We start from the raw sequence: 22,621 nt of genomic DNA, 5'->3' as shown, positions 1-22,621 counted from the left end.
GCTTGCTAAGGCCACACCCTGTTGAACAATCATCAAAAAGTTGATTATCGATGCCCGATCTGCTTCTCGAACTCCGCTCGGAGGAAATCCCGGCCCGCATGCAGCGCAAGGCGGCGGGGGATCTCAAAAAGCTCGTCACCGACGCGCTGGTGGAAGCGGGGCTGACCTATGAAGGTGCACGCGAATACTGGACCCCGCGTCGGCTCACCCTCGATATCCGGGGCCTGACGGCGCGTTCCGCCGATCAGCGCGAGGAGATCAAAGGACCGTCGACCAAGGCGCCGGAGCAGGCCGTTCAGGGCTTCCTGCGCAAGGCGGGTCTTTCTGCCGTTTCCGAGGCGCAAGTCGTCAACGATCCGAAGAAGGGCGATTTCTACGTCGCGGTCGTCTCCAAGCCGGGCCGTCCGGCGGAACAGATCATCGCCGAGGTGATGCCCGGCATCATCCGCAATTTCCCCTGGCCGAAATCCATGCGCTGGGGCGCGGCTTCCATGCCGAAAGGCGCGCGGTTCTCCGGCGTCGAGGGCAAGGGGTCGGAAAGCCTGCGCTGGGTGCGCCCGCTGCAGTCGATCGTCTGCATGTTCGGCCCGGAACACGAAGAGACGCAGGTCATTCCCTTCGAGATCGATGGATTGGTCGCCGGCAATATCACCTACGGCCACCGTTTCCATGCGCCCGAGCCGATCATGGTGCGCCGCTTCGAGGACTATGTAGCGAGCCTCGAAAAAGCGAAGGTCATGCTGGATGCCGATCGCCGGAAGGATGTGATCCTTCATGATGCGCGCGACCTCGCCTTCGCCAACGGCCTCGATCTGGTCGAGGACGAGGGTCTGCTGGAAGAGGTCTCCGGTCTTGTCGAGTGGCCGCATGTGCTGATGGGTGAGTTCGAGCAGGATTACCTCGAAATCCCCGCCGAAATCATCCGCCTCACCATCAAGACGAACCAGAAATGTTTCGTCACGCGGCCGCAAGGCGGGGAGGGGCTGTCGAACCGCTTCATCCTCGTCTCGAATATCGAGGCGAAGGACGGCGGCAAGGAGATCATCCACGGCAACGGCAAGGTGGTGCGCGCGCGTCTGTCGGACGCCAAGCATTTCTGGACCCGAGACCAGGGCGACCTGCCGGACCTCGAGACGCTGAAGGACTCGGCCGAGAAGTTTGGCCTCAAGCTCGACAAGCCGCTGGACCAGCGCATGGCGAAGCTCGACGCGCTGAACGTTACGTTCCATGCCAAGCTCGGCACCCAGGGTGAGCGCGTGGCCCGCATTCGGGCGTTGGCAGCGGAACTGGCCAAGGTTACCGGCGCCGATCCGGCATTGGTCGATCGCGCCGCCGTACTTGCCAAGGCCGACCTCCGAACCGAAGCGGTCGGCGAGTTCCCCGAACTGCAGGGCCTGATGGGCCGCCGTTATGCGCTGCTCCAAGGCGAAAACGCGTCCGTCGCGGCTGCGATCGAGGATCACTACAAGCCGCAGGGCCCGTCCGACCGCGTGCCGGACGACAAGGTGGCAATCACCGTGGCGCTCGCCGACAAGCTCGACACGCTCGTCGGCTTCTGGGCGATCGACGAAAAGCCGACGGGTTCGAAAGACCCGTTTGCTCTACGGCGTGCGGCGTTGGGCGTGGTGCGCATTCTGTTGGAGCGCAAGGTGCGGTTGCCGCTTCTTCATAACCTCGGCGAAGCGCTGAGCACTGCGGAGGACCACGTCCGCGATCCAGAGGCAGACAAAGATTTCGAAGCCGCTCTTCGTCTTGATGCTGCGGGTGATTCCGAAGCTATAGATCGGGTTGTAGAGCGCACCTATCAAAGAAGGCTGAGTATCACCGCGATCGCTACCGACCTCCTCTCCTTCTTCCACGACCGCCTCAAGGTCTATCTGCGCGACATGGGCGCGCGCCACGACATCATAGATGCGGTGCTGACGCCTGATGCCGACGATCTCCTGATGGTCGCCCGCCGTGCGGAAGCGTTGACGGCCTTCATCACCTCGGAAGACGGCAAGAACCTGCTTGCCGGCACCAGGCGCGCCGTCCAGCTTCTCGCCGCCGAGGAGAAGAAGGGCACGGTGGTTGCCGATGGCGTGGCGGACGGACTGCTGCGGCTCGACGCGGAAAAGGCGCTCTGGTCGGCGATCCAGTCGGCATCGCGGGGAGCATCGGGGGCTATTGTCCAGGAAGATTTCCGCTCGGCCATGGAGGCGCTCTCGAAGCTCCGTGCGCCAGTCGACCGGTTCTTCGAAGAGGTGCTGGTCAACGACGAAGATGCGGCGATCCGCGCCAACCGCCTGGCGCTTCTGAAGGCCATCCGCGAAGCAACGGCGACGGTCGCCGATTTCTCCAAGATCGTCTCGTAACAAAAGCCGCCGGGCTTTCGCCCGGCGGCCTGCGGCCCCCAGTCCTGAGGGTCCGTTAGCTCGCCTTACGCATCTTCTGCGCAGTGTGACGAAGCGCGCTTGTGCCGCCGTCATGCCCGACGCGGAAGCTGCGGATCAAGCTGAGCAGCTCGTCCGTATCGGTTGCCAGCGCCTCGGCGGAAGCGGTTGTCTCTTCCGCCATTGCCGCATTGTGCTGGGTCGCCGCGTCGAGCTGGTTCAGCGAGGACGAGATCGACCGGAGCGTCGTATCCTGTTCGGATGCCGAATGGGCGATCTTGCCGACGATTTCGCTCGCGTCCTTGACCTGACTGGAGATGCGTTTCAGTGCCTCGCCGGCTTCGCCCACGAGCCGGACGCCGTTCTGCACCTGACCGGAAGAGCGGGAGATCTGGTCCTTGATCTCCTTCGCGGCCGCTGCGGAGCGCTGTGCAAGCTCGCGCACTTCCTGGGCGACAACGGCAAAGCCCTTGCCGGATTCACCTGCACGGGCGGCTTCGACGCCGGCGTTGAGCGCCAGGAGGTTGGTCTGGAAGGCAATCTCGTCGATCACGCCGATGATCTTTGAAATCTCGCCCGACGAATGCTCGATGCCGCCCATGGCTTCGATCGCCTGGGCAACGATCTGGTCGGAGCGGGTGGCCTCGGTGCTGACCGAGCCGACACGCTGCGCCGCTTCATGGGCACCTTCCGCCGTATGACGCACGGCAACCGTCAGTTCGTCGAGGGCTGCGGAGGTCTCTTCAAGGTTTGCCGCCTGGCGCTCGGTGCGCTGCGAGAGCTCGTTTGAGGCGCGGCGGATCTCTTCCTTCGAGCCGCTGATGTCGATGCCCTTCGCATTGACTTTCGCCATCGCGGCTTCGAGCTGCCCGAGGGCTTCGTTGAAGTTGTGGCGCAGCGCTTCGTAACGCGGCCCGAGATCGCCGCAGCGGATGGTCAGATCGCCGGCGGCGAGAGCTTCCAGCGCCTCCCCGATCGTTGATACGACGCGTGCCTGTGCCACAGCGTCCTGCTGCTGCATGTCGAGGTTCTGCTGGCGCTCGCGGTCCAGCTCCAGCTTCTGCTTCTCTTCCCGCTCCGCCATGGCGTGGCGCTCGCGGATTTTCTCCTGCAGCGCCTGTGTGGCACGCGCCATCAACCCGACTTCGTTGGCCATTTCCGTGTGCGGAATGGTGATGCTCACATTCTCGTCGGCAACGGCTTCCAGCGCGGAATGCACCGCCGCCAGAGGCTTGGTGATATTGCGGATGACGAGGACTGCGACCCCGAGCGCCGCGAGGAATGCAACGAGACCGAAAGAGACGACCTCCGTGATCGTCTGCTGGATCTTGGCTTCGAGATCGTCCACGTAGACGCCAGTAGCGACCACCACGTCCCAAGGCTGGAACATGTTGGAGTAGACGGCCTTCTTGTAGACCTGATCGCTCGACAGGCCCGGCTTTTCCCAGTGATATTCCGTGATGCCGCCGCCTGCCTGTGCATTCGCGACGATTTCCTCCCGGAAGAGCTTGCCCATCTTGTCGGGTTGACCCTTTTGGGCGGTGCCGACGTTCTTGGAATTGAAGTGGAAGGTCATGACGATGTCTTTCGTCATGCCGAAAATATAACCTGCCGGCTCGAACTTGATGGCGGCGACAGTGGCGTAAGCCTGGGTCTGTGCCTGTTCGCGGGTCAGCTTGCCCGCCTTTTCCAGTTCGTAGTAGCTCTGAAGAATGGAGATCGCCGATTCCACCTGCGTGCGCAGCATGTCGTAGCGCTCGGCGTAGATCGAGGCGATCGAGGTGCGGATCTGGTAATAGGTCACAGTGGCGAAGGCCACCATAAGGACCGCCACGACGGTCAATAACTGATGAGAAATTTTTAGGTTCTTCATGTTCGCGCGCTTTCACCCGGCCGGATCTCCTTACGGAGCCGGGGCGGAGTAGATGGTCGGAGGGGAATTGCGCTTCCTGCGCTGGTCGCGTGCTCGCATTGCACGAAGCGACCATGCGTCTAAATGATTGAATAAATTTTAATTATCAGGCCAGGATCTGGCACTGGTAGATGGCCGCTGCATTCGACTCGCGGAAGGCGGTCTTGGCTGCAATCAGCGAAGCCGAAGTTCAAACCCATCAAAAGATAGGGGAACGGGAGCCATGGCTGCCTGATCGACTTTCTGTTGATCTGGACCGATAACCGCCCCGGTTGTCGCCTCGATATCGATGCCATCCTTGGAAGCTTCGATCGTGGCGAGCTGGGTTTCCGTCGAAACCTGGGATGTGGTCTGGAGCGTGGCTGCGGCCCTATCTTCGATCATCCATTCTGGAAGTTTGCTGACATGGATGACCGGCGAGCCGCCCAACCAGGCTTCGGTGCGAACGAGCTTCTTCTCGCCGTTGATATCGACGATTTCCATCTTCTGGGTCCCCTGCGCGAGCTCAGGCACCTTGTAGGTGGGCTCTTTCGCTTTCCGCGTAACGTCCGGGCAGTCGGCACAGCGTTTCTGGATAATGCTGGGGCTGGATGGATGCACACCGCCGACGGGCGTAATAGAAGATGCAAAAGTTGCACTGCTGGCAAACACGAGAGCCGTAGTCAGAACAAAACGCATAACCGGAATCCTTCCCTGATCGGCGGGAGGGTAGCGCGGTTTCCTTTCGATCCCGTCAGGACAATCGGTAAATTTTGAATGAATCCCGGGGAGGGGGCGGGCTTAACTCTCTTCGCGCGCCACGGCCTGCCAGCCGATATCGCGACGGCAGAAGCCGTTTTGCCATTCAGTTCGGTCGACCAGCGAATAGGCTCGCGCCTTGGCTTCGGCGACTGTTTTGCCCATGGCCGTCACATTGAGAACCCGTCCGCCGGTCGCAACCAGCGCGCCGTCCTTCAGAGCCGTGCCTGCATGGAAGACTTTTTCACCGGTAGATGTCTGCGGCAGCCGGCTGATCGGTGTGTTTTTTTCGTAGGCTCCGGGATAGCCCTTCGACGCCATGACCACAGTCAGAGCGACGTCATCGCTCCACTCGGTGGAGACCTGATCGAGCGTTCCGGTGGCAGCGGCATAAAGGAGCTCAAGCAGGTCGCTTTTCAGCCGCATCATCAGCACCTGGCATTCCGGGTCTCCGAACCGCACGTTGTATTCGATCAGTTCCGGACCCTTTGCCGTAATCATCAGTCCGGCGAAAAAGACGCCCGCGAACGGGTAGCCGCTTTCCGCCATGCCGCGGATGGTCGGCTCGATGATCTCCTTCATCGTGCGGGACACCATCTCAGGCGTCATCACCGGCGCCGGCGAATAGGCGCCCATGCCGCCGGTATTCGGCCCCGTATCGCCGTCGCCAACGCGCTTGTGATCCTGCGCGGTTGCGAGCGCCAACGCCGTCCTGCCGTCGGAGAGGCAGAAGAAGCTTGCCTCTTCGCCATCGAGAAAGGCTTCGACCACGACTTCCGCGCCGGCTGCGCCGAACGCGCCATCGAAACAGTCGTCGATTGCGGCAAGCGCTTCATCGACCGTCATGGCAACGGTGACACCTTTGCCCGCCGCAAGGCCGTCCGCCTTGACCACGATCGGCGCGCCTTGCTGCTGCACGTAGGCCTTGGCCTCGGCGGCATGTGAAAAGCGGCGATAGGCGCCTGTCGGAATGTCGTAGCGCGCGCAAAGATCCTTGGTGAAGCCTTTCGAGCCTTCCAACTGGGCGGCAGCAGCCGATGGACCGAAAACCATGATGTTCTCGGCGCGGAGGGCATCGGCAAGGCCGGCGACGAGCGGTGCCTCAGGACCGACCACGACAAGATCTATCTTCTTTTCGTGACAGAAGGCTGTCACGGCTTGGTGATCGTCGATATCGACCGCCACGATGGTAGCATGTTCCGCAATGCCGGGATTGCCGGGAGCGGCATAAAGTTGGGTAAGTTTCGAGGATTGGGCAAGCTTCCAGGCCAGCGCGTGCTCGCGTCCACCGGAACCGATCAAGAGAACCTTCATGTCTCGCCCTCGTTTTCTAACCTGACCGGCGGTTAAGGGGCGGGACGGCAAAGGTCAAGTGCCGGGCCACGAGATGCTCTATCATCTCGTGGCCCGGCCGCTGCGATCAGCCTCTAACGGCGCGACGGTGTCGAGGCCTTGCCTCGCCGAATGTTCAACGTCGTCTGGAAGATCATTCGGTTTCGGTACGCAAGGAAGGGTACCGGCTCGTCTCTTGAGGACGCATTGGCGAGTTTTTCGTCCAGATAGGAAATGGCGGCCTCGAGCTCTTCATCCGCAACCGCCGTGTCGAACGCCAGCACTCTGGCAGCTTTCTTGGGCATTCATACCTCCATTCCTGGCCGCATCATGCGGCGGCTGGAATTTAGGTGCTGATTGCGGCGGGTGAGAGAGTCCCCGTTCTTTTCCACAGGTCCATGGTTAGCGGTCTTCCAACGCCCGTCCCGCTTTGGCACATCCTCGGCAACTTGTGGACCTGTCGCGGCCCACGTTGCCTTGCCACAAACTTTCACTATGGTCACGCCTCCAGTTTTCAAAGAGGACGTTCATGGCCGCCGATATCCGATTCCTTGCCGCCGCGATCGCTGCGGAGATAAACGCCCGCCCCGAACAGGCCGCCGCCGCAATCGGGTTGATTGACGATGGCGCAACCGTGCCCTTCATCGCGCGGTACCGCAAGGAAGTGACCGGGGGGCTCGATGATTCGCAGCTGCGGACACTCTCCGAACGTCTGGTCTACCTGCGTGAGCTGGAAGCGCGCCGATCATCGATCGTCGAATCGATCACGTCACAGGGCAAGATGACGGAAGAGCTTGGCGCGAAGATTGCAAAAGCCGCGACCAAGGCCGAGCTCGAAGACCTCTATCTTCCCTACAAGCCGAAGCGCCGCACCCGCGCCGAAATCGCCCGCGAGCGTGGTCTGGGGCCGCTCGCCGATGCGATATGGGCCGATCGGACCGCCGATCCCGCAAAACTGGCGGAAGCCTACATAAAGGGTGAGGTGCCGGATCTCAAGACGGCGCTCGACGGTGCGCGCGACATCGTTGCCGAAACGATTTCCGAAAATGCGGACCTGCTCGGAAAGCTGCGGCAGCATATGCGCAATGGCGCGACGTTGAAGGCCAAGGTGGTCGACGGCAAGCAGGAGGCCGGCGCCAAGTTTTCCGATTATTTCGATCATTCCGAACGCTGGGCAACGGTTCCCAGCCATCGCGCGCTTGCCATGTTGCGCGGCTGGAACGAGGAGGTTCTGACGCTTTCGATCGAAGTGGATCAGGACGATCCGTCGCCGGTGAAACCTGCCCAGCGCATCATTGCCCTGGCTTTCGATATCCGCGACCGGGGTGCTGCGGACCGTTGGCTGATGGAAGCCGCCGGCTGGACGTGGCGCGTCAAACTCTCCGTATCGCTGTCGCTGGACCTGATGCGGGAATTGCGCGAGCGTTCCGAGGAGGACGCAATCCATGTCTTCGCCCGCAACCTAAAGGATCTGCTGCTGGCGGCTCCCGCCGGTTCACGTGCGACGATGGGGCTTGATCCCGGCATCCGCACCGGCGTCAAGGTTGCCGTGGTCGATGGCACGGGCAAGCTGCTCGAAACGACGACGGTCTATCCTTTCCCGCCGAAGAACGACATTCGTGGCACTCAGGCCGAGCTTGCTTCCCTTGTCCGCAAGCACAAGGTGGAATTGATCGCCATCGGCAACGGCACCGGCAGCCGCGAAACGGAGAAACTGGTGGCGGATATGCTCGCCAGCCTGCCGGCGCCAAAGCCGACAAAGGTGATCGTCTCGGAAGCGGGCGCATCGGTCTATTCCGCCTCGGAAACCGCCTCGGCCGAATTTCCGAACCTCGACGTGTCGTTGCGCGGCGCAGTTTCGATTGCCCGCCGCCTGCAGGATCCGCTTGCCGAACTCGTCAAGATCGAGCCGAAATCCATCGGTGTTGGCCAATATCAGCACGATGTCGACCAGACGAAGCTATCGCGCTCCCTGGACGCAGTTGTCGAAGACGCGGTGAATGCGGTCGGCGTCGACCTCAATACGGCCTCGGCCCCGCTGCTTTCACGTGTTGCCGGCCTTAGCCGGTCGATTGCCGAGGCGATCGTCCTGCATCGGGATCAGAACGGCGCGTTCGAGAGCCGCAAGGAGCTCCTCAAGGTCGCCCGGCTCGGCAACCGCACATTTGAGCAGGCCGCAGGTTTCCTGCGCATTCCAAACGGCAAGGAGCCGCTGGACGCCTCTGCCGTCCATCCGGAAGCCTATGGTGTCGCCAAGAAGATCGTCGCCGCTTGCGGCCGTGATCTCAGAACCCTGATGGGCGACAGCGCAACGCTCAAGAGTCTCGATCCCCGTAGGTTCATCGACGAGCAGTTCGGCCTTCCGACGGTCAAGGACATCATTGCCGAACTTGAGAAGCCGGGCCGCGATCCGCGCCCGGGCTTCAAGACGGCGACTTTTGCGGAAGGAATCGATGAGATTGGCGATTTGAAACCCGGCATGCTGCTGGAAGGCACGGTTACCAATGTCGCCGCCTTCGGCGCCTTCGTGGATATCGGCGTGCATCAGGATGGGCTCGTGCATGTCTCGCAGCTCGCAGATCGTTTCGTCAAGGATCCGCATGAGGTGGTCAAGGCCGGCGACGTCGTGAAGGTTCGCGTGGTCGAGGTCGATGTAAAGCGCAAGCGCATCGGGCTGACCATGCGAAAGGACGGCGGCGAGGCACCCCCCGTTTCCGGTAGCGGCGCTCGCGACAAGCCGGTCAATTCCAAATACGCGAAGACTGAAAAACAGGCCTCTCAAGGTGCATTCGGGGCGGCTCTCGCGGAAGCGTTGAAGCGCAAATAGAAGTCGCCAGATGCCTGCAGCCGGATTAAGGCCGTCAAACAAGATTTGACGGCCTATCTTTTTGTGGCATTTTTGAGGTTCCAATGTGCTTGCATGTTGCGAGGAAAGTACTATTTTTCAAAAATCATAAGGCAGCCTTAGTATCTTTGGAGGTGAGTCTATGGCCTCGTCCCTTCACAATCTCTTCAGCAAGATCATCAGGATAGGAACGCTTGTCGTCAGAGGCTCAGGCGGTGAGCAGCGTTATGGCGGAGGAGGGGGGCGGTCCGTCACCATCCGGTTTACAGACGAGGCAGCCGAGCGGGAGCTTGTCGCCGACCCGCAGCTGAAGCTCGGAGAGCTCTATATGGATGGTCGGCTTCTTATCGAAGAAGGCGACATCTACGAGTTCCTGGCGCTCGTCAAGGACAACACCCTGAAGGAAGGGCTGACCTTCGGCATCCTGTTGCGCTCTTTGGCGCGGATCGCAATAACGCAGTTTCGCAATCGCGTACCGATCAACCATAACCGGCGCAACGTCGCCCACCACTACGATCTCAACGCCAAGCTCTTTTCCATGTTCCTGGATGAGGACTGGCAGTATTCCTGCGCCTATTTCAACCCGCCTGGGATTTCTCTTGACGAGGCACAGGTCGCCAAGAAGCGCCACATCGTGGCGAAACTGCGGGCCGAGCCTGGCCAGCGGGCTCTTGAAATCGGCTCCGGCTGGGGCGGCATGGCGATGTATCTGTCCGAGTTCTGTGGGGTCGACGTCACTGGCATCACGCTGAGTGAAGAGCAGCTCAAGGTATCGCGCGAACGAGCGGCCAAGCGTGGCCTCGCCGGCAGCGTCCGGTTCGAGCTGCAGGATTATTATTACCTGCCGCCGCGCAAATATGACCGTATCGTCTCCGTCGGCATGTTTGAGCATGTCGGGCGGCAGAACTACCGCAAGTTCTTCAACAAGGTGAATGACGTGCTGGCCGATGACGGCGTCATGGTGTTGCATTCGATCGGTCAGCCCTATCCGGCGCTGATCAACAACCCGTGGATCGAGAAGTACATTTTCCCGGGCGGCTACATTCCCTCCATCGCCGAAGTCATGCCGGCGGTCGAAAAGGCGGGCCTGCTCGTCTCCGACATCGAAATCCTGCCGATGCATTATGCCTACACGCTCCGTCATTGGCGCGAGCGCTTCATGGCTCACAAGGCGGAAGCTGCTGCCCTTTATGACGAGCGCTTCGTTCGGATGTGGGAATTCTACCTCGCAGGCTCGGAAATGGCCTTTACCCACGAAAACTTCTTCATCTTCCAGATGCAGATCGTCAAAAAGCGGATGGCGGTCCCGGACAACCGTAACTATATCCAGGGACGGGAGGCCGAGTTGAAGGCTTTCGAAGCGAGCCGGATGCCGCTGGACCAGATCGCGGGTTAGGGAAACGAGGAGCCAGCCGGGGTAGCCCTGCTTGACCGCCGGCTCGGTCGAGAGCTAGAACCTCGGCCATGACGAACGCCGACAATTTCAGCGGCCGCGTGGCCGATGCTCCTTCGGACAATTGGGTCTACCGCGTGTTGCCGCGGTCGGCCTGGCCCTATGCGCAGCTCGCTCGCTGGGACCGCCCGATCGGCTGGCAACTCCTGATGTGGCCCTGTTTCTGGTCGGCAGCGCTTGCCGCCAATGCCGCGCATGACGAGGGCGTGTTTTCGGCCTCGCTTTTCCTGTTCCACCTGATCGTGTTTTTCATCGGTGCGGTTGCGATGCGTGGAGCCGGCTGCACATATAATGACCTCGTCGACCACGACATCGATATGGAAGTGGCACGCACCCGTTCGCGACCTTTGCCGTCCGGCCGCGTGTCCCGCTTCGAAGCGAAGACATTTCTGGCCGTGCAGGCCCTGGTGGGTCTTCTTGTCCTGATTCAGTTCAACACCTTCACGATCGTGCTCGGTATCCTGTCTCTGGCAGTCGTTGCGGTTTACCCCTTTGCCAAGCGCTTTACGGATTGGCCGCAGTTTTTCCTTGGCCTCGCCTTCTCATGGGGGGCTTTGATGGGATGGGCCGCGGTATTCGGCAGCCTTTCGGCGGCGTCGATCTGGCTCTATCTCGCCGCGATCGCCTGGACGATCGGTTACGACACGATCTATGCCCATCAGGACAAGGAGGACGATGAGCTGATCGGAGTACGGTCCACGGCCCGCCTCTTTGCCGAGAACACCAGGGCCTGGCTCGTCGGCCTTTATGGCTTCACTCTCGTCTTCCTGTTGTTTGCTTTCGCCGCCGCAGGCGTCGGATTTTTCGCTTATGCCGGCCTTCTGGCGGCGGCCGTGATGTTCGCCTGGCAGGTGGTAATCCTCGATATCGACAATGCCGACCAGTGCCTGAGGCTTTTCAAGTTCAACACCCGCATCGGCGCCATCCTGTTTCTTGGGCTCACCCTCTCGATAGTCCTATAGCTCAAAAAGCAAGAAGCCCGATCGGCTGACGATCGGGCTTCTTCGTTATCGCGAGAAGCGGTGGACAAAGGGACAAACAAAGCCCTAGCGGCGCGCGATAATTTCCTTGCCTTCGATCTTCATCGAGATGCCCAGGCTGCCGGTCGTCCTGCGAACCAGGAAGCGCGGCCGGCGGGCTGCGAAATAGGAGTGGCGGCGGCGCGGCTTGGCTCCTTCGGAGCGAATGTCGCCAAGGTGGGTTTCCAGCGGTCGGGCGACGCCGTCGGCCTCCACCATCAGCATGGGTATGCGGAAGGCATTCGCCCAGCTGCGCCAGTCTGCGGCGATGTCGCAGAGGTCGTGGGCGACCAGAAGCGGGATGCAAAGATCCGGGTCTTCATGGTGCAGTTCGAGCGTAACGGTCACTTCTCCATCACCGTGATCGATGGCTCTTGCGGCGACGCCTTTGAAAGCCCGAGCGGGAAGTGCGACGGACAGCGGCAGGCCGCTGGCCGGAAGTATTTTGCGGAGAACGGCACCGCGCTTGTCGATGGTAATGGTGACATCTCCTGATGCCTCGCGCAGCGCATAGGTAACCTGCTGCGGGAAACGAGACGGATCGAGCCTCAGTGTCGACCCTGCCCATACGGGCTTCAGAACTGTATTGTTCATCGATATGCTACCCTTGTTTTACCTGAGAGCCGTTGCCGGTTTCTCCACGGGACTTTTGTCCTCTGATAGCCAAAGCATAGGGCGGGCCTGTTCGAGACTGCTTAAAAATTGCGGTTAAAGAAGGTTTGCCTGACCTGATGGTTAGCGAAAACGAACCGCTTTGGGTTTCCGGAATGTGAATCGGCAAAACCTGTGCGGAGGCGGGACAAGAAACGGGTGGCGAGGGAAAAGCCCCGTGCAAGGCAAGTCGGGGATGATTGCACGAGCATCATTCCGACTTGCGGGGCCAGCCCATGGTATCGACCTATCTCACCTTCGATCTCGTCAATCGCGATATCCTGAAGAGCCTGAAGCAGATCTCCGGACAGACGACGGTCGCAAACGATACCAAGTATTACCAGGACAATATCGGCAAGGTGAAAACCGTCGATGAGTTCCTGGACAACTACCGGCTCTATTCCTATGCGATGACGGCCCACGGCCTTGACGAGATGATCTACGCCAAGGCTTTCATGAAGCAGGTGCTGGAAAGCGATCTCGGCGACGAGAACAGCTTCGCAAACCGCCTGACGGATGATCGTTACAAGAATTTCGCGGCATCCTTCAATTTCGCTTCGTCCGCGTCGGATACCGCCGTTGCCCAGTCGGGCGGCCAGATGGACGAGCTTTTCGAAACCTACGATCAGACGATCGCGGCTCAGGAAGAGCAGATCGAGGACGACACCCGCTACTTCAAGGTCATGCTGAGCGAGACGGGCAACATCAAGAACGTCGACGAATTTCTCCGCAACGAACGCCTGCGCAATTATCTCTTCACCGCCTATGGCATAGACGGAAGATACTACAACTACACAGCTATTCGAGGAGTTCTCGTCAGCGATCCGAACGATCCCGCGAGCTACTACAACACCGCCTATGGCGGTAATCTTGATCAATACAATGCGGCCAAGACGGAAGACACCGAGCTGACGGAACGGCTAAGCCTGAACGGGACGGTTCCCCAGCTGCAAAACTCCATAACGCTCGGTCAGGAAAAAAAGGCCGATCTGGAAAGTCAGATAGCTGCCAAGCAGGCGGAGCTCGATAACGGCGGCGATCCGGCGGTGCTACAGCCCGAAATAAATACCCTTCAGACGCAGTTGACCACCACCAACAACCTTCTGCAGGAGGATCAGAACAAGCTCACGACGCAGCAGACACGGCTCGATGAACTGAATGCGAGGCTCGTCCCTGTGGATCAGACGGCCCAGCGGCGTGCAGAGCTTGCTGAAATCATTAATGGTACCAAGGCCGACGCAGCCTATCTCGGTGTCATGAAGGCGTTGGCGGAAGATTTCAACTTCAATGCCGACGGCACTGTGCCGGTCGGGGGCGCCGTCACCGAGGACAAGCTTGAAGCGATCATAGCGGGTTTTTTCAACAAACAGACGCGGGTGACTCATGCCGAAGCCATGTTCAATCAGCAACTGTTCGAAGAGAAAATCGCGACCGCAACGAATGTCACCGACATCACGAGCGATCCGCGTCTTCTGAAATATATCAAAGTCGCATTCAACCTCGACAAGGCGACGGTCGTCAAGTCCACGATCGAGCAGATCCTCACGAGCGATCTGGATGATCCGAACAGCTACGCGAACAAGTTCGGAGCAAACAACCCGCAATATCTGGAGCTGGCCAATGCCTTCAACTTCAACACCGACGGCACGGTCGCAGCTGGAGATGCGCAGACGACGCTGCAGAGCAGCCGCACGCGCGACTACTACATGAGCCGTTGGGACGACAAGCAGGAAAGCGACTACGAGAAGGCGGTCAGGTTCTACAAACTGGATCTGGCGGCCGTCAAATCCCTCAATGACTTCCTGAGCAGCGATGCCCAGACGAGCTATGAATTCGCACTGACCGCAGTCGGCATAGACCCGTCGTCGGTCTCCAAGCTGACTGTGAAGAACGCGCTGAAGAGCGACCTGTCCGATCCCAACAGCTATATTTACAAGTTGAAGGACGAGCGGTTCCTGACGCTGGCAAGATTGTTCAACTTCAGCAAGGACGGCGAGGTCACGGCACCTGTTCTGGCCCAATCGAATTCAGCAATCACCAATGTGGCCAAGGATTACATCCTACGCCAGACCCGCTTCCTCGAGGGCGATGAGCTGGAGGCCAAGAAGAAGAAGGCCCAGGAGGAAGCCAAGTACTACACCGACACGATACAGCGCATCGACAGCCGCGATGAGCTGCTTGCCGACCGCAAGCTCCTCGATATCCTCCTCATCTCCAAGGGCATCGATCCTGCCACGATCACCAACGATGTCCTCAATAGGGCGTTCAATTCCGACCTCAGCGATCCGAACAGCTTCGTCAACAGCCAGCCCGACAAACGGTTGGCCCAGATCGTCGGCACTTTTAATTTCGACGCGAAGGGCGATGTCGATCGCAGCACGGCCGGACGCGCTCAAAACGGCGGCGAGGTCGCGGCAACCCAAAGCCTCTATGTGCGACAGCTTCTGGAGACCCAGCAGGGCGAGGAAAATGCCGGCGTCCGCCTGGCGCTCTATTTCCAGCGCATGGCCGACACCATCACCGATCCCTACGTGATCCTCGGCGACGAGGCGCTGATGGAGTTCTTCCGCATCACCTTCAGTCTTCCTTCGGAGATAGGCAACATGGAGGTCGATCAGCAGGCAAAGCTGATCGAAAAGAAGCTCGACCTGAAAGATCTGGCGGATCCGGAAAAACTGGAGAAGTTGGTCAAGCGCTTCACGATCATGTACGACATAGAGAACGATACATCGGCAACGGCATCGGCGGCGAGTATTCTCGGCGGCAGCTCAGGTGGAATCAGCGCAGACACGCTTTGGGCGCTATCCCAGATCAGGATGGGTTAATCCGAGTTCTCAGCGACGCTTTGCGCATCCACGTTTGTTCCCAGGGCTTCGAAATCCGGATCGGTATTGGCGGCCAACCAGTCGAGGTCCTTCTGGATGCTGTTCCGGCTTTCCTCTTCCATCCGTCGGTAGCGTGAAAGCAGTTCCTGTCCGAAGTCCGTAAGGCCGGCGCCGCCGCCGCTCTTGCCGCCGTGGCGGGTGAAGATCGAAGGCTCGCGAAACATTCGGTTGATCTCATCGCCAAGCAGCCAGGCGCGTCTGTAGGACATGCCGATCGCGGCTCCGGCGGCGCGGATCGATCCATGCGCGGCAATGAGCTCGAGTAGCTGCGCCTTGCCGGGCCCCAGCCGCACGCCGTTGTCGAGATCGATGCGGATCGTGATTTTCGGTTTCGGGCTCAAGGGATTGCCACCACCTTGTCGGGGTTCATGATGCCGGCCGGGTCGAAAGCTCTCTTGATCCGCCGCATCAGATCGAGTTCGATCGGGGAACGGATGTGAGCGAGCTCGTCCCTCTTCAACTGGCCGATACCGTGTTCGGCCGAAATCGATCCGCCCGCTGCCAGTACAATGCCGTGGACGATCTCGTTGATCTCGCGCCAGCGGCCGATGAAGGCAGCCTTGTCGGCACCCATGTTGGCACTGATCGGCTGCGAGATGTTGTAGTGGATATTGCCGTCGCCCAGATGGCCGAAGGCGCAGATGCGTGCGCCCGGAATAGCTGCCAGTACAGCCTTGCCCGCTTCTTCCATGAAGGCTGGAATTCTGGAAACGGGTACGGAAACGTCATGTTTGATAGAACCGCCCTCCGGCTTCTGTGCATCCGAGAGGCTTTCGCGCATATGCCAGAGCGCCTTCTGCTGGGCGACCGACGAGGCGATGACCGCATCACGGATGAGACCTGCCTCAAAACCCTGTTCCAGCAGCGATTGCACCATCGACTGCGCGGTTTCTGCCGAATCTGAGGTGGAGATGTCGATCAGCGCATACCACGGATGCGGTTCGGAGAGCGGATCGCGAACGCCTTCGATATGGCGGGTGGTGAACTCGACGCCGATGCGGGGCATCAGCTCGAAACCGGTCAATGCCGTGCCGCAGAGGTTGGAGGCCCGTTCGAAGAGCTTCAGCGCATCCTGCGGCGAATTGATGCCTGCAAGCGCGACCTGATGCCCGACCGGCTGAGGGAAAAGCTTCAACACGGCCCCGGTGATGATGCCGAGCGTGCCTTCAGCACCGATGAAGAGATCGCGCAGGTCATAGCCGGTATTGTCTTTCTTGAGACGCCTGAGGCCGTCCCATATTTCGCCGGTCGGCAGCACGACTTCGAGGCCGAGGCAGAGCTGGCGCATATTGCCATAGGCAAGCACCGCGGTGCCGCCGGCATTGGTGGAGAGATTGCCGCCGATGCGGCAGGATCCTTCCGAACCGAGAGACAGCGGGAACAAGCGGCCCACGGCTTCGGCGGCCCTTTGAACGTCGGCGAGGATCGCACCGCCATCCGCGACGAGGACGTTGGCAACCGGATCGACGTCCCGGATGCGGTTCATGCGCTCCAGCGAGACGATCAGATCGCTGCCGCCGCTGCGCGGCGTCTGGCCACCGACAAGCCCTGTATTGCCGGTCTGCGGCACGACCGGCGTGCCCGTCTCGCTCGCAAGCTTGAGGATTGCCGAAACCTCCTGCGTCGTCCCCGGCTTCAACAGCATCGGCGACGAACCGACATAGAGCCCCCGGCCTTCCACGAGATGCGGAGCGAGGTCCTTCTGGTCCCGCAGGACGTGGTTGTCGCCGACGATGGCCGCGAACCGGTCGAGAAGCTCTGGCTTTGGCCCGGAAATATCCATCGGCGTCTCCTCCTCCTAGTCCCGCGGTGCCGCTGCGCGGGCCAGCCGGTCGTTGATCGCTTCGCCAAGCCCGTGATCGGGTATCGGGGTGACAGCAATGCGTATCGCACCGGTTGCGTCGGCGCGCTTCAGATAGTCGAACAGATTTGCCGCCGCCTGCGCAAGATCGCCGGAGGGGCTAAGATCAAAGACTTCCTTTGCAAGCTCGATGCCTTTTATCGGGGCGGAACCCAGCCGGATCAAGGCTTCTCCGCTTTCCACATGCTCGGCATTCAGCCGCACTGCGGCTCCCGGAGCGTAGTGGGAGGCGAGCATGCCAGGCGCCTCGATGATCGCTGACGGGCCATCCGGCCGCATCACGGCAAGGCCGGTTGCCTTCTCGATCTCTTCGGCTGCAACTCCGCCGGGCCTCAAGAGGCGGATCATGCCGTCCTCGACCCGCACGATGGTCGACTCCACCCCGACGGGAGCTGCCCCGCCGTCGATGATCAGCTGCAACTTGTCGCCCAGATCTTCGGCCACGTGCTTCGCGCTGGTCGGGCTGACCTTCCCGGATGTATTGGCGCTGGGGGCTGCAAGCGGTTTTCCAAAGGCGCTGATGAGGTCGGCAGCAAAGCCTTTAGGAAGGCGGATGCCCACTGTGTCGAGCCCCGCCGTCGCCAGCGAATGAATGCCGCTCTGCGGCTTCAGTGGCAGGATCAAGGTCAGCGGCCCCGGCCAGAATGCAGCTGCGAGCTTTCGCGAGATGGGATCGAAAACGGCGTAGCGCTCCGCCATGGCGACATCGGCCATATGGCAGATAAGCGGGTTGAAGCGAGGCCGGCCCTTGGTTTCATAGATGCGCGCGATGGCGGCGGGATTGGTGGCATCCGCTGCGAGCCCATAGACCGTCTCTGTCGGGATCGCTACGGGAAAGCCGTCCGCCAGCACCGCGCAGGCGCGCGCTATGGCGTTCTCGTGGTCCGCGGTGATGTCGATGATCTCTGCCGTCATGTCCGCTCGTCAATAGCGCGGACAGCGACCTGCTTCAAAGCTTTTTGATGATCTCGCGAAGCGCATCGTTCGACGCGCCGAGCAGAAGCACGTTCTTGATGGCCTCCATCGGGTCGCTGGTCTGGAAAAGCAGCCCATTCTTGCGGATCGTCCGGCTGACCTGAAATGGTTGGCCTGGCTCACCTTCGATCGCGACGGCGAAATACATGCGCGAATAGGAGGTGTGGATGCGCTCGAAGAATCTCTCCTCTTCCCCGATTTCGGAAAAGAAGTTCGCGATATAGAAAGACCAGCTGACAGGCACGCGGCGTGCCAGAAGGGTCCGCGCGGCCGTCACGTGGCAATAACCGAGATGCGGGCTTCCTTCGAGCGTTCGATGGAAAACGATCTTTGGAAACTGAATGGAACGGTGAAAGGCGTTGATGCGCTCGTGGCTTTTTTCGCCGGCGGCTTCAAGCCGCTTGCCGGTTCGCTCGGCGACTTCCTCATGGCTGATATAGCGGCGTTCCTGCGGCAGCCAGATGGGTTTGTGGCGGACGATCCGTCCGGTTCTCAGAAATTCAGAATGAGCAGCGGATTTCGTTGCCGCCGGCACGGGAGGGCTTGGCGGGGGAGCTTCGAAATAGCGGATTTTTTCTTTGGCCTGCACTGGCTCCGCTCCGGTTGATGCCGGTATTTTAGAATTTAGCCGTTAATGACAGGTTTCCCTTATGCGAGGCTGGAAGGGCTTTTGGCGTCGTCGTCAATGCGGTTGTCGATGTCGCAATGTCGCCTATGCGACAGCCGGGGCGGATGCTTATATCCGCATCAAGCTCAAGGTGCCGCCTGGCTAGGGAGGGCGGAGAATTGGGAAGCCGGTCAAAGCCCGGCGCTGCCCCCGCAACGGTGGTGGAGTTTAAAGGTTTGGCTAGAGCCACTGGGAAAGAGCCGCAAGGGCCGCCCGGGAAGGCGCCGGACCAGCCCCGAAAGGGGCAACTCCTGAGCCCGGAAACCAGCCTTGGGGAAAAAAACGTTACCGATCGCGGCGGGCGTTCGGGGCAGGAAACTGGCAGGCCTGAGCCGGCCCGTTTTTCCATGTCCTTCCGCATGCCCGCAAGACAAGGAAGGCAAGATGGACATTCGCAACCAGGCGCTGCGACAGCTCAAGAACCGCCGCGAAGGCTTCAGTCTCGAACAGGCGTTTTATACTGATCCCAACTATTACAAGCTCGATCTCGAGATGATCTGGTATCGCGACTGGCTATTTGTTGGCCATGATTGCGAGCTGCCGAAGAACGGCAGCTATTTCACCCTTCAGATCGGCGATTATCCGGTTGTCGTGGTGCGCGGCCGCGATGGCCAGATTCGCGCCCTTCACAATACCTGCCGCCATCGCGGCAGCCGCGTCTGTACCAAGGAAAGCGGTTCGGCGGTACGGCTGGTCTGTCCCTATCATCAATGGACTTACGAACTCGACGGCTCGTTGTTGATCGGGCGCCATATGGGCAAGGAATTCGACAAAAGCCAGTTCGGAATGAAGAAGGTGCATTGCGAAAGCGTCGCCGGCTACATCTTTATCTGCCTGGCTCAGGAAGCGCCGGATTTCGCACCGGTCCGCGCCGCGATCGAGCCCTATATGGCGCCGCACCGCCTGTCGGAAGCTAAGGTTGCGCATCAGTCGACGATTATCGAGAAGGGCAATTGGAAGCTCGTCTGGGAAAACAACCGGGAATGTTATCATTGTGCCGGAAATCATCCGGAGCTCTGCCGCACCTTTCCGGAGGCGCCGACGGTCACGGGCGTTGCCGGCGCGATCGATGATCCTGTTATCATCGAGCACTGGCAGCGGTGCGAGGCGGCCAATCTGCCGAGCGAGTTCCGGATCTCACCCGACGGGCAGTTCCGTGTCGCCCGCATGCCGCTGATCGAGGGAGCGGAGAGCTACACCATGTCCGGCAGGAATGCCGTGCAGCGGAGGCTTTCCGACGACGTGAAAATCGACGGCATCGGCACCATGCTGCTCTTCCATTACCCGACCACCTGGAATCATATGCTGGGCGACCACGCGATTTCCTTCCGCGTCACGCCGCTCGGGCCGGAGGAGACCGCTGTTACCACCAAATGGCTGGTCCATAAGGACGCGGTCGAGGGCGTCGATTACAATCTCGAAGAGCTGACGCATGTCTGGAACATGACCAACGACCAGGACCGCCAGATCGTCGAGGAAAACGCCTTTGGCATTCGCTCTCCGGCCTACGAGCCGGGACCGTATTCGGCCGAGCACGAGGGCGGCGTCATGCAGTTCGTCGAATGGTATTCGAACTTCATGGTCAACCGTCTGCAGGGGGATCAGGCAAAACTTTCGATCGTCGCCTAGCTCAACGAGCGGCCGATCTCCTGTTCGTGATCGGCCGCATCGCATCCTTGCCGGGGATCCTAGGAACAAAGTCCTCGATCTGGCGTTGCTTTGCTCACCAACGACAGAGGAAACACCATGATGAGGTACCGTCTTCGCTTGACTGCATTGGCCGTTGCCCTTGCTTCCACGTTGACCAGCTTTGCCCCTGCCCAGGCACTCCAGATGCCTTCGGCACCCGCCTTTTCGGCGCATTCCGCCGTCACGGATGTCCAGTATCGCGACCGCCGCGACTGGCGCCGTGATCGTTACGGCTGGTACAGGGGACATCGCGGCTATCGTGAACGCCGGCCCGGATATCGTTACTACAACGGCTTCTGGTTCCCGCTTGCCGCCTTTGGCGCGGGCGCGATCATCGGTGGTGCTATAACGGCCGATCGGGGCGGTTATAACAGCCGTCATTATGCCTGGTGCGAAAGCCGTTATCGCACCTACCGTGCATCGGACAACACTTACGTTGCCAGTGCCGGTGTGCGTCGGATCTGCCGCTCACCTTACTGACCCGGTAGCATCAAGTTATCGGTCGCGACCTGGTCTCGGGCATGACGCCCGAGACCAGGTTTTTCATGCCTGAAACGTTAATCGCCTATTCAGGATCAATTTCCTAAAGGAGTGTCGAATATCCGGTCTGTCCGATATGGAAATCATCGGCTGCGGCTAAGAATTCGATGCACCGACTAAGGAATGGGGCTCAATATGACGTTCAAGAAGATGGCGCTTGCGGGAATCTCCGCCGTGGTACTCATAGTGTCGCTGACGCCGGCCCATGCCATGCCCCTTCCGGCCGGGCCGACGGTGGCAAATTCTGCCGTCACCGAGGTCCAATACTGGGAGCGCGATCGGTGGGAACGTCGCGAGTGGCGCCGTGATGCCTATCGGGATGGATATCGCGACGGCTATTACAACGGCCACCGTGGCTACCGGGAACGCCGACACGGCCATCGTTATTATAACGGTTACTGGTTCCCCTTGGCCGCTTTTGGCGCAGGCGCCATCATCGGCGGGGCGATTGCCGCTCAGCCGCGTTATGTAGAACCCGCGCCGCGATATGTCGAACCTGGTCCGGCCTATGTCGAGCGCGGCGACATCAATCCTCGCCATTACGAATGGTGCGCCGACCGCTACCGGTCCTATGACAGTTATTCCAACACGTTCCAGCCGAACTACGGCCCCCGCCGGACCTGCTTGTCGCCCTACTACTGATAGGCAGCTTTCTCTGCGGGCGATCAGAGAATGCCTGCCCGTCTCAACAGCCACCAGGCGGCGAAAACTGAGACGCCCATCAAGCTGAATGCGTAGACCGTACCGTCGCTTCCTTCTGCAAAAGGAAGCGACGAGGTGTTCATTCCGAAGAAGCCGGTGACCAGCGATGGCGGCAACAGGAATGCCGTCATCAGTGACAGGATGTAGAGGTGCCTGTTCGTTTCCGACGACAGCTTCGAGTCGATTTCCTCATGCAGCAGCCGCGCACGCTCCTGCAGGGCATAAACGTCGTGATCCACGGCCTCGAGCCGCGAGATGAGCCGTGAGGCCGCATCGTCGAAACCCGGCGGCATCTCGTCGTCATCGACAGCCGCTGCTCGTCGCATCAGCGTCAGCACGGTCCTCAGATGGCGATGCAGCCTAACGACCGTCCGCCGCACCGGTGCCAGTCTGCGGCGCTCGTCGCGTGGCGCATTGTCGTAGACGAAGTCCTCGATCAGGTTCAGCTCTTCCGTCAGCTCCATCACCAGGCTGATCATCGTCCGTTGGAACTCGGCGAGGAGCGTCTCGAACACGTCGATAGGCTTCTGGTAACGCGACGCGTTCTTCTCGATCGCCGCCCGCACCCGGTCCACCGATCGCAGCGGTTGGAGACGCGTGGTGATGATCACTTTGCCGGACGCGAAGAAATGCAGCCAGCCGATGTCGCGCGTCTCGCTGTCGAACTCGCGCTGGAAATCGACGAGGGTTCCGTAGACGACCTGTTCGTCGAGAGTGACGGCCGCATGCGTGTCATGGGTCGTGAGTGCGGCGACCGCGGGCGGCGGGAGGTCGGGAAAACTTTCCAGGAAGGCAGCGACCCGCGAGTCGGCGAGGTTCAGGTGGAGCCAAAGGAAACCATCGGTTACTTCAAGATCGCTGCGGCCCGCATCAAGCGGCAGTCGGGTGCATGGCGCACCAGGCCGGAAATGGTAAGCCCAGACGAGACCGGGTACGACGGGCGCTATAAGAGACATCGGCGTGGCATCCGGAAGCATGAA

18 protein-coding genes and 1 riboswitch are annotated in these 22,621 nt (G+C 60.4%); of the genes, 8 read left to right on the top strand and 10 right to left on the bottom strand.

Going from position 1 to position 22,621, the window contains the following annotated elements:
* Window positions 1-50: 50 nt before the first annotated feature.
* Window positions 51-2,354, top strand: coding sequence for a glycine--tRNA ligase subunit beta (glyS, locus tag EDE05_RS00235; RefSeq protein WP_134099354.1), 2,304 nt, complete (start codon window positions 51-53; stop codon window positions 2,352-2,354).
* Window positions 2,355-2,409: 55 nt separating this feature from the next.
* On the opposite strand, the gene EDE05_RS00230 is transcribed toward glyS, so the two are convergent.
* From EDE05_RS00230 to EDE05_RS00215, 4 genes are all read right to left on the bottom strand, one after another.
* Entirely contained in the window at window positions 2,410-4,245 is a 1,836-nt protein-coding gene (locus EDE05_RS00230) for a methyl-accepting chemotaxis protein (protein ID WP_134099351.1), read from the bottom strand.
* A 213-nt stretch (window positions 4,246-4,458) separates the two neighbouring features.
* Window positions 4,459-4,962 (bottom strand): plant virulence effector HPE1-like domain-containing protein, encoded by a 504-nt coding sequence (locus EDE05_RS00225; RefSeq protein ID WP_134099348.1) that lies wholly within the window; start codon window positions 4,960-4,962, stop codon window positions 4,459-4,461.
* 102 nt (window positions 4,963-5,064) lie between these two features.
* Window positions 5,065-6,336 carry a phosphoribosylamine--glycine ligase gene (purD, locus tag EDE05_RS00220; protein WP_134099345.1) on the bottom strand — a complete coding sequence of 424 codons (1,272 nt, stop codon included), beginning with the start codon at window positions 6,334-6,336 and terminating at the stop codon, window positions 5,065-5,067.
* A gap of 113 nt (window positions 6,337-6,449) precedes the next feature.
* Entirely contained in the window at window positions 6,450-6,659 is a 210-nt protein-coding gene (locus EDE05_RS00215; protein WP_105373296.1) for a hypothetical protein, read from the bottom strand.
* A 224-nt stretch (window positions 6,660-6,883) separates the two neighbouring features.
* On the opposite strand from EDE05_RS00215, the gene EDE05_RS00210 reads away from it, so the two are divergent.
* From EDE05_RS00210 to ubiA, 3 genes are all read left to right on the top strand, one after another.
* Window positions 6,884-9,181: a Tex family protein gene (locus EDE05_RS00210; protein ID WP_134099343.1), complete on the top strand. Its 2,298-nt coding sequence runs from the start codon at window positions 6,884-6,886 to the stop codon at window positions 9,179-9,181.
* Between the two features lie 160 nt (window positions 9,182-9,341).
* On the top strand, window positions 9,342-10,595 hold the full coding sequence (locus EDE05_RS00205) for a cyclopropane-fatty-acyl-phospholipid synthase family protein (RefSeq protein ID WP_134099340.1): 1,254 nt from the start codon (window positions 9,342-9,344) through the stop codon (window positions 10,593-10,595).
* A 68-nt stretch (window positions 10,596-10,663) separates the two neighbouring features.
* Window positions 10,664-11,614 (top strand): 4-hydroxybenzoate octaprenyltransferase, encoded by a 951-nt coding sequence (ubiA, locus tag EDE05_RS00200; RefSeq protein WP_105373293.1) that lies wholly within the window; start codon window positions 10,664-10,666, stop codon window positions 11,612-11,614.
* A gap of 84 nt (window positions 11,615-11,698) precedes the next feature.
* Here the strand turns inward: ubiA and EDE05_RS00195 are convergent, their stop codons facing one another.
* Window positions 11,699-12,265 carry a DUF6101 family protein gene (locus tag EDE05_RS00195; protein WP_105373292.1) on the bottom strand — a complete coding sequence of 189 codons (567 nt, stop codon included), beginning with the start codon at window positions 12,263-12,265 and terminating at the stop codon, window positions 11,699-11,701.
* Window positions 12,266-12,558: 293 nt separating this feature from the next.
* Between EDE05_RS00195 and EDE05_RS00190 the strand changes: the two genes are divergently transcribed.
* Window positions 12,559-15,147, top strand: coding sequence for a DUF1217 domain-containing protein (locus EDE05_RS00190; protein WP_134099337.1), 2,589 nt, complete (start codon window positions 12,559-12,561; stop codon window positions 15,145-15,147).
* On the opposite strand, the gene EDE05_RS00185 is transcribed toward EDE05_RS00190, so the two are convergent.
* Genes EDE05_RS00185 through EDE05_RS00170 form a run of 4 tightly spaced genes read right to left on the bottom strand, consistent with a single transcriptional unit; the run spans window position 15,144 to window position 18,614 of the window.
* Entirely contained in the window at window positions 15,144-15,548 is a 405-nt protein-coding gene (locus tag EDE05_RS00185) for a LysR family transcriptional regulator (protein ID WP_105373290.1), read from the bottom strand. The two genes, EDE05_RS00190 and EDE05_RS00185, sit on opposite strands and share 4 nt — an antisense overlap.
* Window positions 15,545-16,990, bottom strand: a complete 1,446-nt coding sequence (locus EDE05_RS00180) for an FAD-binding oxidoreductase (RefSeq protein WP_134099334.1) — start codon at window positions 16,988-16,990, stop codon at window positions 15,545-15,547. Before EDE05_RS00180 ends, EDE05_RS00185 begins: the two co-directional genes overlap by 4 nt.
* A gap of 15 nt (window positions 16,991-17,005) precedes the next feature.
* Window positions 17,006-17,983 carry an L-threonylcarbamoyladenylate synthase gene (locus EDE05_RS00175; protein ID WP_134099331.1) on the bottom strand — a complete coding sequence of 326 codons (978 nt, stop codon included), beginning with the start codon at window positions 17,981-17,983 and terminating at the stop codon, window positions 17,006-17,008.
* 34 nt (window positions 17,984-18,017) lie between these two features.
* Complete coding sequence (locus tag EDE05_RS00170; protein ID WP_105373311.1) at window positions 18,018-18,614, bottom strand: DUF6656 family protein; 597 nt, start codon at window positions 18,612-18,614, stop codon at window positions 18,018-18,020.
* A gap of 168 nt (window positions 18,615-18,782) precedes the next feature.
* Window positions 18,783-18,998: riboswitch (cobalamin riboswitch) on the top strand.
* A 96-nt stretch (window positions 18,999-19,094) separates the two neighbouring features.
* On the opposite strand from EDE05_RS00170, the gene EDE05_RS00165 reads away from it, so the two are divergent.
* From EDE05_RS00165 to EDE05_RS00155, 3 genes are all read left to right on the top strand, one after another.
* Window positions 19,095-20,339 (top strand): aromatic ring-hydroxylating dioxygenase subunit alpha, encoded by a 1,245-nt coding sequence (locus tag EDE05_RS00165; protein WP_112801487.1) that lies wholly within the window; start codon window positions 19,095-19,097, stop codon window positions 20,337-20,339.
* 117 nt (window positions 20,340-20,456) lie between these two features.
* Window positions 20,457-20,879, top strand: coding sequence for a BA14K family protein (locus tag EDE05_RS00160; protein ID WP_112801489.1), 423 nt, complete (start codon window positions 20,457-20,459; stop codon window positions 20,877-20,879).
* Window positions 20,880-21,074: 195 nt separating this feature from the next.
* The gene (locus tag EDE05_RS00155) at window positions 21,075-21,581 is read left to right on the top strand and encodes a BA14K family protein (protein WP_134099328.1); all 507 of its coding nucleotides are present in this window, start codon (window positions 21,075-21,077) and stop codon (window positions 21,579-21,581) included.
* A gap of 23 nt (window positions 21,582-21,604) precedes the next feature.
* Here the strand turns inward: EDE05_RS00155 and EDE05_RS00150 are convergent, their stop codons facing one another.
* A complete protein-coding gene (locus EDE05_RS00150; protein ID WP_105373309.1) occupies window positions 21,605-22,597 on the bottom strand; it encodes a transporter in 993 nt (330 codons plus the stop codon).
* Window positions 22,598-22,621: the final 24 nt, after the last annotated feature.

The sequence above is a fragment of the Neorhizobium sp. R1-B genome (assembly GCF_004368875.1).
GTDB lineage: Bacteria > Pseudomonadota > Alphaproteobacteria > Rhizobiales > Rhizobiaceae > Neorhizobium > Neorhizobium huautlense.
Note: the sequence above shows the minus strand (reverse complement) of the source record. Positions and strands in the feature narration are given on the sequence as shown.

Bases quoted from the DNA above. Each gene is read 5' to 3' on its own strand.
- EDE05_RS00210 (WP_134099343.1), top strand. From the start codon at position 6,884: ATGGCCGCCGATATCCGATTCCTTGCCGCCGCGATCGCTGCGGAGATA.
- EDE05_RS00195 (WP_105373292.1), bottom strand. From the start codon at position 12,265: ATGAACAATACAGTTCTGAAGCCCGTATGGGCAGGGTCGACACTGAGG.
- EDE05_RS00205 (WP_134099340.1), top strand. From the start codon at position 9,342: ATGGCCTCGTCCCTTCACAATCTCTTCAGCAAGATCATCAGGATAGGA.
- EDE05_RS00165 (WP_112801487.1), top strand. From the start codon at position 19,095: ATGGACATTCGCAACCAGGCGCTGCGACAGCTCAAGAACCGCCGCGAA.
- purD (WP_134099345.1), bottom strand. From the start codon at position 6,336: ATGAAGGTTCTCTTGATCGGTTCCGGTGGACGCGAGCACGCGCTGGCC.
- glyS (WP_134099354.1), top strand. From the start codon at position 51: ATGCCCGATCTGCTTCTCGAACTCCGCTCGGAGGAAATCCCGGCCCGC.
- EDE05_RS00225 (WP_134099348.1), bottom strand. From the start codon at position 4,962: ATGCGTTTTGTTCTGACTACGGCTCTCGTGTTTGCCAGCAGTGCAACT.
- ubiA (WP_105373293.1), top strand. From the start codon at position 10,664: ATGACGAACGCCGACAATTTCAGCGGCCGCGTGGCCGATGCTCCTTCG.
- EDE05_RS00215 (WP_105373296.1), bottom strand. From the start codon at position 6,659: ATGCCCAAGAAAGCTGCCAGAGTGCTGGCGTTCGACACGGCGGTTGCG.
- EDE05_RS00150 (WP_105373309.1), bottom strand. From the start codon at position 22,597: ATGTCTCTTATAGCGCCCGTCGTACCCGGTCTCGTCTGGGCTTACCAT.
- EDE05_RS00155 (WP_134099328.1), top strand. From the start codon at position 21,075: ATGACGTTCAAGAAGATGGCGCTTGCGGGAATCTCCGCCGTGGTACTC.
- EDE05_RS00230 (WP_134099351.1), bottom strand. From the start codon at position 4,245: ATGAAGAACCTAAAAATTTCTCATCAGTTATTGACCGTCGTGGCGGTC.
- EDE05_RS00180 (WP_134099334.1), bottom strand. From the start codon at position 16,990: ATGGATATTTCCGGGCCAAAGCCAGAGCTTCTCGACCGGTTCGCGGCC.
- EDE05_RS00160 (WP_112801489.1), top strand. From the start codon at position 20,457: ATGATGAGGTACCGTCTTCGCTTGACTGCATTGGCCGTTGCCCTTGCT.
- EDE05_RS00175 (WP_134099331.1), bottom strand. From the start codon at position 17,983: ATGACGGCAGAGATCATCGACATCACCGCGGACCACGAGAACGCCATA.
- EDE05_RS00190 (WP_134099337.1), top strand. From the start codon at position 12,559: ATGGTATCGACCTATCTCACCTTCGATCTCGTCAATCGCGATATCCTG.